Genomic DNA, 13,448 nt, shown 5'->3' with positions numbered 1-13,448 from the left:
CCTACTTCCGGACGTAGGACTTTAACCGGTTTTTTAATCTATACAGGCTTTATGCGAAAAACAGTCATAATACTAAGCCTTTTACTCAGCCTCTTCACACTAGTAAGCGCGAAAGATCAAGGCAAGCAGGAATACATTCTTGTTCTCAACTCTGTCAACTTCGATGAAGCCTGGACAAACGGCGCCTATCAAGCCATTTACGAGCATTTCAAGGGATCACAATATGCAGTCGAAACGGAGGAGCTGATGGTCCCGACCATTGCAAACACAGAGGAAGCCGGTATTACAAGAAACTCTTTACTAAAGAAATTTCCCCAACGTCCCAAAGTCGTTGTCTTTATGGGTGATCCCGGATGGGTGGTATGTCGTCCCTTATTCGACAACGAGTGGAAAGATGTTCCCGTCCTGATCTGCTATTCACGTGAACTAATGCCGGCCAGCATAGAGGACCTCCTTTCACGGAACATATCCCCCGAAATGCTTGTCCCTGCCTACCGGATCATGAAAGGCTATAATGTAACAGCCCTATACCAGACCTTCTATATCAAAGAAACACTCGAACTGATGCAGCGTATACAGCCCGAAATCAAAAATATAGCATTCATATCCGACAATCGTTATATCAGCCTGTGCGCCCAACAGGAAGTGGAACAGGCCATAGCCGATCATTACCCTTTCCTGAAACTACATCTTCTCACCACGACCCGTATCTCCACCGAACAATTACTCGACACGATCTCCCGCTACAACAAAGATACCGGCATACTGTATTACTCCTGGTTCTCCAAACAACTCCAGGATCAAAGAAACTACCTGAACGACAATATACAACGGATCGTCTACGGCTTCTCCCATTACCCGGTATTCACCATTGCCGACCAGCAGGTGGAAGACGGTAACTTTGCCGGAGGACATTACATCTCACTATCGGACTACAGTCACGAAACGATCCATACCTTAGAAAAAATACTCGAAGGCACTCCTGCCCATGATATCCAGCCGCACACAGGAGGAACGGCACATACATACCTGAACTATCGGCACCTGAAAATGCACAATACCGACAGCCACCTCTATCCGGGCAACGCCGTCTACTACCAACGTCCACCCAGTTTCTACGATCGTAACAAGCTGGCTATAATCAGTATAATAGCACTGATCTGTGCCGTAGTCGCCATCCTTGTCATGAGACTCCGCTTTTACTGGCGGATGAAACAAGAAATACGCGAACGTGAAAAAGCGGAAGAAGCCAACCGCCTCAAATCGGCTTTCCTGGCTAATATGAGCCACGAGATACGTACCCCACTGAATGCCATCGTAGGCTTCTCCACCCTCCTGGCCAATGAAGATACCTTGGAAGAGCGGCAGGAGTTCGCAAGGATCATTGAAAACAACAACCAACTATTGCTTCAACTTATCAACGACATACTCGACCTCTCCAAGATAGAGGCCGGAACTCTCGAATTCACCTATTCGGATGTAGACCTGAACAGCTTATTAACGGAAATAGAACAAAGCTGCCAACTCCGCAACAAATACCCGGAGGTTCAGATCTCTTTCGAAGAACGTTTGCCACAATGCGTCATCCATACAGAGCGTAACCGCCTAACCCAGGTTATTACCAACCTATTAAACAATGCCATGAAGTTCACCACCCGGGGAAGTATCCGTTTCGGTTACCGGAGGGAAGGCCATATGCTACGCTTCTACGTACAAGATACTGGCTGCGGCATTCCGGCGGACAAGGTAGGATCGGTATTTGGCCGTTTCGTCAAACTGAACAATTTTCAGCAAGGTACGGGATTAGGACTTTCCATCTGTAAGACCATTGTAGAAAAGCTCGGTGGAGAAATCAAGGTGGAGTCGGAAGAAGGGGCAGGAACTTTATTCTGGTTTACCATTAAAATAGTTTGATTAACTCACCACATCCAATAAAAAACAACTAAACCTAATTAAATTATGAATTGTTTATTATTCAGCATAAGGCCTTATAATTTCAGATTTTCATAATATAAAACAGTTAACATCAATCTGAGTATGAAATGTAAAAATTATCTTGATACAAACATAGAATGCAAGCAATGCACTCATTCTAAAAAAGTGGAATTCAAATATATCGATAGTAAAAAAGGCGCACGTACTGGATTTACCTGCGAAAAAGCCTATACATTAATATTCGTTTTAAGCGGGGAGGTCACAATTTCATGTAATGAACTCGCTAATACCACTTTTCGTACAAAAGAAATATGTCTGTTACCCATTTCTGCTCACTGTGCATGGGAAACAAAAGAAAATACAACAGCTATCGTTGTATTTGGTAACGATGGCAATAACTATTGTGACACAGTTTCACTGAAACAACACGGAGGGAGTTGGCTTAACACTGAAGAGAAATTCGGAAAGCTTAAGATTAAACCGCGTTTATTAGAGTTCCTACATACTATCAAGAAATATCTCCAAGATGGAATAAACTGTCCTCAACTATATGAAACAAAACAAAGAGAATTAGCAATGCTATTCAGAATTTATTATCCCCATGAGGATATCATTGAGTTCTTCCTACCCATAATCAAATATAACCATGATTTCGAATTATTCATCATGGAAAATTATCTAAAGATGAAAGGAGTTAAAGAGTTTGTTGACTTATCAGGATTAAACGTAAACACATTCAACCGCAAATTCAAAGCTCATTTCGGAATGAGTCCATATCAATGGATGATAAAACAAAAATCCAAACACATATTACACAGCTTAAAGACAAGTGATAAAAGTATTGCCGATATCATGAGAGAATTCGAATTCTCTGATGCATCGCATTTCAATCGCTATTGCAAAAATGTATTCGGAGAAACTCCCAGCGATATCAGAAAAAACGGTAAAAGGTAACTGAAATAAATTCTGCTACCTTTCATTGCAATGTCGAAAATATGCTCTGTTGTTACTTTTTATTCAAATCGTCCAATAAGAACTTTCCGGGTCTAAAACGAGCTGAAGTCCGGGGAGTAATCATTACCGGAGTACCAGTCTGTGGGTTACGAGCCAAACGGGCAGTCTGCTCTATCGTATAAAGTCGTCCAAAACCTACAAAAGTCACCTCATCTTTAGCCTTTAAGACATGCGTCATAATTGCTAATGAAGCATCTACCACTCTACGTACAGTCTCCTTATTTTCTCCCGATTCATTTGCAACTGCATTAATAAAATTTTTCTTGTCCATTTTCTTGCTGTTTTTAAATTAATAAAATAATAACTCGATCTCTTACTTGCCACTTTATACTACTTTAAAATATCACCGCAAAAATATGAAATATAGAACATTAAAATTCATCAAACATCCTTGTATAAAACATTCAAAATATTGAATATTTCAACAGTTACATTTTATCTGGGGTAAAAGAACAAAGATGGTTGAAAATCGGCATATCATAAAAACTATAATCAATTACAGTCTTTTTCGTTTCTTTGAAGGTAAGCATGTAATTTTAAATAAATACCTTTGTCTCTCATAAAACTCAATTTATTATGAAAAAGAATATATTATTTCTAGCGACTATCTGCACATGCTGCAATCTTTACGCTAAAGAATTGGTGATCAATTCTTTCAGATATGCAGGACCATATGAAGTCAATAGGCCGTTCCTGAATGACAGCCTTGACGTTAACAGTAAAAGATATACAGAAAAAGAGTTATTGAAAACAGTTATACCTTTCAATAATGTTCGTCAAAGCACACAAATACTAAATACCGAAAGTTACGAAAAAAAGATACCAGCCTCTTATCCTTGGCAAGTCGAACTTTCCTCTTTTTATCTGAACAGCGACCGATATGTAAAAGGTATTTTAGAAATAAAAGGTCCTGAGACTTATGAAGTTTATATAAATAATGAAAAGCAAACAGTTGATGACGGAAAAATCAAATTGACACTCGAACCCCATCGGTATGAAGTTATCATCAAATGCCTAACTGAAAAAGATAAAGCGGAGTCACTAAAAGTCACATTCAACACGGAAGACGAAGCGGTGGTGACAGCCACTACCAACCCGGAAAAACGATACACCATCAGCGAGGTATTCGACGGAACCCGTTTCCGTTCGGTAAGCCTTTCGCCCAACGGTAAATATTTGCTGACCGCTTACCAGACCACCCACCCCGGCGGTAAAACTCAGTCGTACCAGCAAGTTACCGACAGGGCCACCGGACAGGTCGTAATCGAAAGCTATAATAACGACTACAATTGGATGCCTAAAAGCAACCGCCTGTATTATACCCGAGAAGGAATGGAAGGTAAAGAACTGGTAACGGTCGATCCCGCCACCCAGACAGAAACCATCCTTTCCCGTAACCTGCCCGAGGGCTGGTTCGTGTTCGCCCCGACCGAAGACTACCTGATCTTCACCGTTTCAGAAGAAGGGCCGAAGAAAGACAAGGATATGGAAGAAATACTAGTCCCCGACGACCGTCAACCCGGCTGGCGTAACCGTTCTTTCCTTCATAAGTACGACCTAGCGACCGGCCTGTTCGAACGCCTGACCTATGGATACAACTCCACCCTCCTCAACGATATATCGAAAGACGGCCGTTATATCCTCTTCAGCAGCAGTGAGCGCACCCTGACCCAGCGTCCGTTCAGCATCAACACACTCTACCGCATGGATTTGCAGACCATGCAAACCGAGGCATTACTGAAAGACGCCTTTATCGGTCGCGCCGGTTTCTCTCCCGACGGAAAACTGTTGGCAATCGAAGGCTCAGGAGAAGCCTTCAACGGTATCGGATTGAAGATTGCACCGGGACAAACCTCCAATACTGCCGACGGGCAATTATTCATTTACGACCCGAAAAGCAAAGAAATATCTCCCGTAAGCAAAGACTTTGATCCGTCCATCCAGTCTTTCACCTGGAACAGTAACGACAAGCAAATCTATCTCCAGGGCGAAGATAAAGATTGTGTCCGCCTGTATGTTCTCAATCCGTCAAATGGAAAGATCAATCCGGTTCCGTTGAAAGAAGAGATCCTTTCTGATTTCACCCTGGCTGAGTCGGCTCCTGAACTGGTTTATTTCGGCGAAAGCGCTTCCAACTCGCAACGCCTCTACTCTGTAAATCTGAAAAAGAATACGACCGTCTGCCTGAAAGACCTGTCGGAAACTATATTGAAAGATGTCACACTGGGCGAGGTACACGACTGGAACTTCCAGGCTGCTGCCGGCGATACCATCTACGGACGTTATTACCTGCCCCCTCATTTCGACCCGAAAAAGAAATATCCGCTGATCGTAAACTATTACGGCGGTACAAGCCCGACAGAACGTTCGTTGGAAAACCGTTATCCGTCGCATGCATATGCTGCTTTAGGATACATCGTTTACATCATCCAGCCCAGCGGGGCAACCGGTTTCGGACAGGAGTTCTCTGCACGCCACGTCAATGCCTGGGGGAAACGCACTGGTGACGAAATCATCGAAGGTACAAAGAAGTTCTGTGCAGAACATAACTTCGTCGATGCCAAGAAGATCGGTTGTATCGGAGCCTCTTACGGAGGATTTATGACACAGTACCTGCAAACGAAAACGGACCTGTTCGCCGCAGCTATCTCACATGCCGGTATTAGTGACATTACAAGTTATTGGGGAGAAGGTTACTGGGGATATTCATACAGTTCGCTGGCAACGGCTAACAGCTACCCCTGGAATGCCCGGGATATCTACGTGGAACAAAGTCCGTTGTTCCATGCCGATAAGATCAACACCCCGATCCTGTTCCTGCACGGTTCCGTCGATACGAATGTGCCTGTCGGAGAAAGTATCCAGATGTTTACCGCCCTGAAATTACTCGGCAAGGAAACTGCCTTTATCCAGGTAAACGGACAAAATCATCAGATATTCGATTATAAGAAACGGGCAGAATGGAACAACACTATCTACGCCTGGTTCGCCAAATACCTGAAAGAGCAACCGGAATGGTGGGAGGCACTCTATCCGCAGAAGAGTTTGTAAAGAATTTGCGTCACACCCCGACGCAACACTGCATCGGGGTGTAATGCAACGCTGCATCGACACGCAGTGCAACGTTGCATCGATAGGTGATGCAACGTTACATCGAGGCACGATGCAACAGATTAATTTATAAATCGTATTTTTCTATCACCTGATCGCAAAAAGAAATGCCTTGTTGCCATTCTTTGGTACTTTCCGGGATTGCAGAAACTGCATCACTGAGTACTTTGCGAGTTTTACGGATATCCATATCTTTCAGTGCTTCCTGTTTTATCAGTTCCACTTTTCCTGAGAAACTATCGGGAATAGAATGATCCAGCAACTTATAATAGTTTACAACCAAGAGGGCATACGCCATCTGCTTCTCACTCTCTTCCGGGATTTGATTTATATTGGTCAATGCATCGATATGTGTACAATTCATCCATTTGACTGCCGCTGCATATTCACCTTGCAAAAACAAAATCGAGAACAGGCACATTCGGCAAGCCAGCAACTCATCAGGAGATATCGGTAAGTTTATCAGCTGTTCAAGCCCCTCTTTCGCCTCATCCAAGGAGAGGATATCATTCAAAAGCGGAACTTTTATTCCACTTTCTCTCACCCATTTGTAATACTTCAAAGCAACCGCACAAGGATAGAAAACCCTGTCAAATTCAGATCCGTTTTTCAGGTAAGAAGCATATTTATTTGCTTCTGCGAAATCAGCCTTTACAATCGATTCGTTGATCATACGTTTACAAAAATCCGGGTATGAAGTATCCGTCTTTTTCTTCCATTCTTTATATGGAGTCCCCCAGTCGGAAAGAAAAGACATCTCATCCTCATCGAAGTCATCGAAATCCATATCCCGGCAAAACGCCTCTGCCGCTTTAAAAGCCTCGGGAACAGCCATTAATTCGAGCAACGCCTGTATCCTCTCCTGTTCGGGATGATCGTCGTCGTCGTATCCCGACGCCATACACAGCAGGGGAAAAAGGGCATACCAGAGTCCCAATGTATCGGCAGCGGTGTCATTTCCTTCGGCAAGTGCCTTCGCCGCCAGTGGGATAATGATTTCTGCCAATTCCATCAGGTAGAGTTCTTTCAGCTCCGTATTTGCTGACTCCGGAAGGATACCCTGATCCAGTAGTTTCTTCCACAACACCGATCCTGTGGTAACACAACACCGACCGGAAGATGAATCGATACTGGCGGAACTTCGCTCCGGTTCGGGTAATTGCTCCGGCGGCAAAAGATAGAGATAACCAAGCTTTTCCAGTTCATCTTTGACACGCAAAACAGTATATCCACAATCAAATTGATTCTGAAGTGCATAAAGGCTGAAACAAATACTTCGAGCCTGCGAAGGGACAGGAGAGGCGTTCGCCACTGTCATAACAGAACATTCCACCAGACTTTCTATTTCATGCATTGACATAATGTACAGATTTATAGAGTTAAATACTTTTGTCTCGGCGAAAGTACAAAAAGCATTCTGTTTATCCGATGAATTAGAAGCTTTCTTACAACATATCCTAGAATTATCTTTATTCCGATTTAATACTGTTCACCGGATTCGCATTCGCCGCTTTCCAGTTCTGGAAAGTAACAGTCAGCAGGGTTATCCCAGCCACAATCAACAAAGCAATCAGGAATACCCACCAATAAACCGGTGTTTTATAAGAGAAACTCTCCAGCCATTTCTTCACACCGAACCAGGCGATCGGAGCTGCGATCACGAAACAGATCGCTACAATCTTCAGGTAAGCCTTATTAAACATCGCCAGTATCTCACCGACCGTAGCACCGTGTACCTTACGGATACCGATCTCCTTCCGTCGATATTGCGTATCGAAAACAACCAGGCCGAACACGCCTACCAGAGAGATTATGATTGCCAGAATACTGAAAATAGTCACCAGGCTGCGAAGGTTTTCTTCCTGACGATACAGTTGATCGAATATCTGGTCGTAGAACTCGATATTGAACGGATACGACGGATCGAGATCTTTCAGGATGTTACGAACATGATCCACACCCGCACGAATATCGGAACCGGCCTTAAAACGGATGTAAGAAACAGGCATCGGATAGCCGAAGTTGCCCACGGCAAATGCGATGTTATTATCCCCGTTGCGAAGCGACGTGAACTTCACCTCATCTGAAAAACCGATCATGCGCCCCATCTTTTCATAAAGCCAATCACCAGCTTGCATATCCATATTTACATGGGCCGACTTATTAAAGATAACGGACATCTCGTCCGACAATTCGTCCGCTTTAGAGAAATTACGTCCCTCCTGAACAGGAATCCCCATCACATCCAGAAAATTGGAAGAGCACATAATAAGGAAGTAGCTGAACTCATTCCCTTTATAATTTGCTCCGTTCGTATTATATCCGTCTTTAGCAGCCACTTTCTCCATTGCGAAAGCTACATCCTCTATTCCGGAGAATTCTTTCAAACGGTTGACATAAGTTTCATGGTGTTTATTATACAAAGTTCTGTTCAGTTCGACGATCGCCACCTGGTCTTTGTCGAAACCCAGGGAGAAGCCGCGCATATAATTGTTCTGCAAACGAACGAAGCTGGAACCGATAATCAAAACGATGGACACCACAAACTGGATACCGATCAGAGCCGTACGCAAATTTTTCCCGGAAGGAGACAATCCGAAACTACCTTTCAGCACCAGGGCCGGCGGGAAGGATGTGATATAATAAGAAGGATAAACTCCGGCTATCAAGCCGGTTAGCAAAGCAACCGCACCGGAGAGAAGGAGAACCGGCCAGTTAGCTTGTAAATCCAGATTCGCCTCCACAAAGGGTAAAGCATCCGTTGAACCCAGTCCCCAGACAATAAACAAACTCACCAGCCAGGCCACCAGACTGATAATAGCCGCCTCCGACAACAAAGCCCTCCGCAACAATGCATCCGAACTGCCCAACACCTTCTGGGTATTGATACTCTTGATACGTAATGGTGTCAGCGCCGTACTGAAATTGGTAAAATTGATGGCAGCAACGATAATGATCAGCAGGGCTATTCCGAAAAGCAGTCCGCTGACCTCTTTGTTGCCGCTACGAAACGTACCGCCGTCCTGCGTCTCATTCCTGTAATAAATACCGGTAAGGGGAACGAGGCTGATGCTTTGTTCTTCCTTCCCTATCTTTTTGAAATCAAAATGTTTGTTGAAGTTGTCAGCCACATCGTCGGCCGTAGCGGGATCATCGAGCAACAAATAGCAAACCCAGTTGCTGGCTTCGAAGTTATCGACATTATAACTCGGATCGATAGCGGTATAAATAACGTTACGCAACTGGGTATTTGCCGGAAGATCCTTATAAACGGCGCCGACAGTCAGGTTGGTTGCACTTTTAGTCCAGAGCGTTTCTTCAGCCAGCAGAGGCTTACCCACCGCGGAGCCTTCACCAAACAATTTCATAGCCAGGCTTTCCGGGATGATTACCTTTTCGGGATCTTTCAGACAATCGGGATCGCCTTCGAGGATCGTAAAGCCAAACATTTTCGGCAAGGTAGGGTGACAAGTGGTCACGATCTCTTTAAAACCGGAACGTTCACCGTTCTTTTCTACCGACAGATAAGCCCCGCCCTGACCGAAATTGGGTGTCACCAAAGTACCCGCTTCGATATGAGGGGAAGACGGGATAATTGCTTCGATAAATCCGCGGGGCAGAATAGTTCCGAATGTACCCGGCGTATTCAGGTCTACCCTGAATATGCGTCCGGAAGTAGGATAACAACGGTCGAAATTACGTTCGAAGTTAACCTGTATCAGGATAACGATAAAGGCTGCGAAAGCGACAGCCAAACCTGCAACGTTCAAGGCTGCAGCCATCTTAAAGCGTCTCAGTACACTCAGGAAGTTTCGGATGATAGTTTTCATTATACGATATGATGCTATTGATTGACAAATATTGATGATTTATATTAAAACAATTATTCAAATAGCGTGCCAACACCGATAAACAGCTAATATACAAGCCCATACCAATTATAAACAAAAACAAAGATGTCCAATAATTAGACACTGTTGTCTAATTATTGGACATCCTATTACCTTTCTAAACAATCGTTTAGCCTGCTTATCGTTAAATCATTCCGCGCATCCGGTCTTCGAAAGCAGTCAAAGCGGCCTTTGCTCCTTCGCCCATCGAGATAATGATCTGCTTATAGGGGACGGTCGAAACATCACCGGCGGCATAGATACCCGGAACGCTGGTACGGCAATGGTTGTCGATCACGATCTCGCCCGGACGGTTCGTGTCTACCACTTCGCGGAACGGACCGCTATTGGCAGCCAGGCCGATCTGAACAAAGATACCATCCAAATCGATTGTACGTTCCTGCTCAGTCTCACGGTCTTTGACACGGATACCGGTCACCTTTGTACCGTTACCGATCACTTCCATTGTTTGTGAGCTTTTGAACACTTCTGCATTCGACAGGCTATACAGTTTATCCTGCAATACCTGGTCGGCTTTCAGCGTATCGGCAAATTCCAGGACAGTCACTTTCGAACAGATACCAGCCAGGTCGATAGCCGCCTCGATACCGGAGTTTCCACCACCTACAACGGCAACATGCTTTCCTTTATAGAAAGGACCGTCGCAATGCGGACAAAAAGCAACGCCGCGTCCGATATATTCGCTCTCACCGGGAACATTCAACTTACGCCAGCTTGCTCCCGTAGCAACGATCACGGCAGGAGCAATAAGTTTATCGCCGGTAGAGGTTGTCAATATTTTATCCTTTCCTACCACTTCTACCTTATCCACCCTGCGGTGTTCAAGGATATCGATAGGATAATCATTCATGTGCGACATCAGGTCGAGAGCTAGTTGCTGCCCGGTTGTCTGAGAAACGGAAATAAGGTTTTCTATTCCGACCGTTTCTTTCACCTGACCGCCTACACGGTCGGCTACTACAGCTACATTCAAACCTTTACGAGCCGTATAAATAGCGGCCGCACTTCCTGCAGGACCACCGCCTACGATAATGACATCGTAATTCTTTTCCACTACCGGCAACTCTTCTTCTTTCACCCCATACTGAGCTTCCAGCTTTGCCAGCAATTCACCGAAATCGCCACGGCCTACGTGGAGCAGTTTACCGTCGGCAAACACAGAAGGCACGCCTTGTACTTTCATTGCTTCCACCTCTTCCTGATTGATCGCGCCATCCACCATCTCATGGCTGATCTCCGGGTTCAGGGTAGTCATTGCATTGAGTGCCTGTACGACATCGGGACAGTTCGTACACGTCAGCGACACATACGTTGTCAGTTTGATCGGACCGTTCAGAGCTTTCACCCGGTTGCAAATGCTTTCGTCGGGTATGTTTTTTCCTTTGCCGTCGCTATTCAGGATAGCTAACAGTAAGGAGGTAAATTCGTGTCCGTTAGGAACACCACGGAATTTGATACCGGTCTTTTCCCCATTCTTCAACAGAGAGAATTCCAGTCCTTTGCCGTCTGTCACCTGAACGGAAATCTTATCAGAGCAGGAAGCTAAATCATTCAGAAGTTCCAAAAGTTCTTTCTGACTTTCGTGTTCAGGGGATACCTGAACATCAAACATATATTCGTTCGTCAGTCCGGCAAAAATACCGGATAACTGATTTTTCATTGATGAGTCTAACATTATTAAATCCTTCTATATTATACTTGTTCTTTTTTCTCCTGACTTGAGAGTTGTTTCACTACTATGAAACTAAAATACTCTCAAAGACAAAAAAGGCCGACAATATAGTTGCCGGCCTCCGTTTATTATTCTTAGATCTTGCCGACCAGATCGATGCTCGGCTTCAGTGTTTCACCACCTTTTTTCCACTTGGCAGGACAAACTTCGCTCGGGTTAGCTGCGATAAACTGAGCAGCTTCTACTTTACGAAGCAGTTCGTCTGCATTACGGCCGATACCGTTATCATTGATTTCAGCCAGTTTGATCTTTCCTTCCGGATTAACCAGGAATGTACCGCGGTAAGCCATACCGTCTTCTTCGATCATCACACCGAATGCACGGCTCAGAGCACCTGTGGGGTCTGCCAACATCGGGTATTTGATCTTACGGATCGTTTCAGAAGCATCATGCCATGCTTTGTGTACGAAGTGTGAGTCTGTACTTACAGAGTAAACTTCTACACCCATAGCCTGGAACTGATCATATTTGTCAGCCATATCTACCAGTTCAGTCGGACAAACAAATGTAAAGTCAGCCGGGTAGAAGAAGAAGATAGACCATTTGCCTTTGATATCTTCGCTGCTTACAGTTTTGAAACTTCCATTCTGAAATGCCTGTACTTTAAACTCGGGTGCTTGTGAATTGATAATAGGTTCCATTGAATTTACTATTTTAATTGTTATTACTATTTGTTTTTGTTACTGATGCAAAGATAAGTTGCCGATTTGAGGTAAGAACAAAAAAACCAATCGAAAGGTTTTATGTGCTCATAGACAAAATCTTTGAGTATCAGTAAATCACGTTTATAATCCGATGCTATTTATCTGAGCAACACCGCCCATCGCACTGGATACCGGACGTTTCAAACTCGAGTGTGGCATGCTGTATACCGACATGCAAAAGGTCATGTTTTATCTCCTGCTTGATACGTTCCATTTCTGAAATATTACAGATGGAGATATGTGCGGTAAGGGCCGTTTCGGTAGTACTGATCGCCCATATATGCAGGTGATGTACTCCCTCTACTCCATTCACTCCATGAATCACCTCTTCCACCTTGTCGATATTCGTACCCGCAGGTACGCCATCCAACGAAAGCCGGATACTATCGCGTAGCAATCCCCAGGTGGAAACAATAATGACGATAGCGATCAATAGACCGATGATCGGGTCGATAATATACCATCCCGTATGAGCGATCACGATACCGGAGATAACCACACCGATCGAAACCAACGCATCGGCCGCCATGTGCAGGTATGCTCCCTTTACATTCAGATCCTTGTCTTTATCCTTCATAAAAAGCCAGGCCGTCAGTGCATTTATAACCACTCCGATACCGGCCACCCAGGCAATGGCATCCCCTTCGACCGGTTGCGGATGAAGCAGCTTCCCTATACTCTCGGCAATAATGATACCGACGGCCACCAGCAAGATAACCGCATTCAACAGGGATACCAGAACGGTACTTTTCTTATATCCATACGTATATTTACAAGTAGGATGAACCTTCGCCAGCCGGAAAGCCAGCATGGCAAGCACCAGGCTCGCCACATCCCCCAGGTTATGCCCGGCATCCGATAATAAACCGAGCGAATTATACCAGAAGCCTGCCGCAAACTCAGCAACGACAAACGCCAGGTTCAAGGCAATACCTATAATAAAAGCTTTATTCAAAGAGGTTATTTCGTGATGATGATGGTCGTGATGATGTTGTTCCATATTCGTTCTTACTTTTATTTGAGTAACAATATGAAACAAAG

At 44.5% G+C, this 13,448-nt stretch carries 9 protein-coding genes; 3 read left to right on the top strand and 6 right to left on the bottom strand.

Features of this window, described 5'->3' with window-relative positions; genetic code table 11:
• The first annotated feature begins 51 nt into the window (after positions 1 to 51).
• Together QZ076_RS07580 and QZ076_RS07575 are read left to right on the top strand one after the other, a co-directional pair.
• Entirely contained in the window at positions 52 to 1,914 is a 1,863-nt protein-coding gene (locus QZ076_RS07580) for an ATP-binding protein (protein WP_293711957.1), read from the top strand.
• Positions 1,915 to 2,037: 123 nt separating this feature from the next.
• Complete coding sequence (locus QZ076_RS07575; protein WP_293711954.1) at positions 2,038 to 2,889, top strand: AraC family transcriptional regulator; 852 nt, start codon at positions 2,038 to 2,040, stop codon at positions 2,887 to 2,889.
• Between the two features lie 52 nt (positions 2,890 to 2,941).
• Here QZ076_RS07575 and QZ076_RS07570 read toward each other — a convergent pair whose 3' ends face one another.
• Positions 2,942 to 3,220 (bottom strand): HU family DNA-binding protein, encoded by a 279-nt coding sequence (locus tag QZ076_RS07570; RefSeq protein WP_293711951.1) that lies wholly within the window; start codon positions 3,218 to 3,220, stop codon positions 2,942 to 2,944.
• Positions 3,221 to 3,525: 305 nt separating this feature from the next.
• Between QZ076_RS07570 and QZ076_RS07565 the strand changes: the two genes are divergently transcribed.
• Positions 3,526 to 6,000, top strand: a complete 2,475-nt coding sequence (locus QZ076_RS07565; RefSeq protein WP_293711948.1) for a prolyl oligopeptidase family serine peptidase — start codon at positions 3,526 to 3,528, stop codon at positions 5,998 to 6,000.
• A gap of 127 nt (positions 6,001 to 6,127) precedes the next feature.
• On the opposite strand, the gene QZ076_RS07560 is transcribed toward QZ076_RS07565, so the two are convergent.
• From QZ076_RS07560 to QZ076_RS07540, 5 genes are all read right to left on the bottom strand, one after another.
• Entirely contained in the window at positions 6,128 to 7,420 is a 1,293-nt protein-coding gene (locus QZ076_RS07560; protein ID WP_293711945.1) for a hypothetical protein, read from the bottom strand.
• Between the two features lie 109 nt (positions 7,421 to 7,529).
• Positions 7,530 to 9,890 carry an ABC transporter permease gene (locus tag QZ076_RS07555; protein ID WP_293711943.1) on the bottom strand — a complete coding sequence of 787 codons (2,361 nt, stop codon included), beginning with the start codon at positions 9,888 to 9,890 and terminating at the stop codon, positions 7,530 to 7,532.
• A gap of 205 nt (positions 9,891 to 10,095) precedes the next feature.
• A complete protein-coding gene (ahpF, locus tag QZ076_RS07550) occupies positions 10,096 to 11,646 on the bottom strand; it encodes an alkyl hydroperoxide reductase subunit F (RefSeq protein ID WP_293711941.1) in 1,551 nt (516 codons plus the stop codon).
• 131 nt (positions 11,647 to 11,777) lie between these two features.
• On the bottom strand, positions 11,778 to 12,344 hold the full coding sequence (gene ahpC / locus QZ076_RS07545) for an alkyl hydroperoxide reductase subunit C (protein ID WP_195372512.1): 567 nt from the start codon (positions 12,342 to 12,344) through the stop codon (positions 11,778 to 11,780).
• 157 nt (positions 12,345 to 12,501) lie between these two features.
• The gene (locus tag QZ076_RS07540; protein ID WP_293711939.1) at positions 12,502 to 13,407 is read right to left on the bottom strand and encodes a cation diffusion facilitator family transporter; all 906 of its coding nucleotides are present in this window, start codon (positions 13,405 to 13,407) and stop codon (positions 12,502 to 12,504) included.
• Between the last annotated feature and the right edge of the window lie 41 nt (positions 13,408 to 13,448).

It is taken from the genome of uncultured Parabacteroides sp., assembly GCF_905196875.1.
GTDB lineage: Bacteria > Bacteroidota > Bacteroidia > Bacteroidales > Tannerellaceae > Parabacteroides.
Note: the sequence above shows the minus strand (reverse complement) of the source record. Positions and strands in the feature narration are given on the sequence as shown.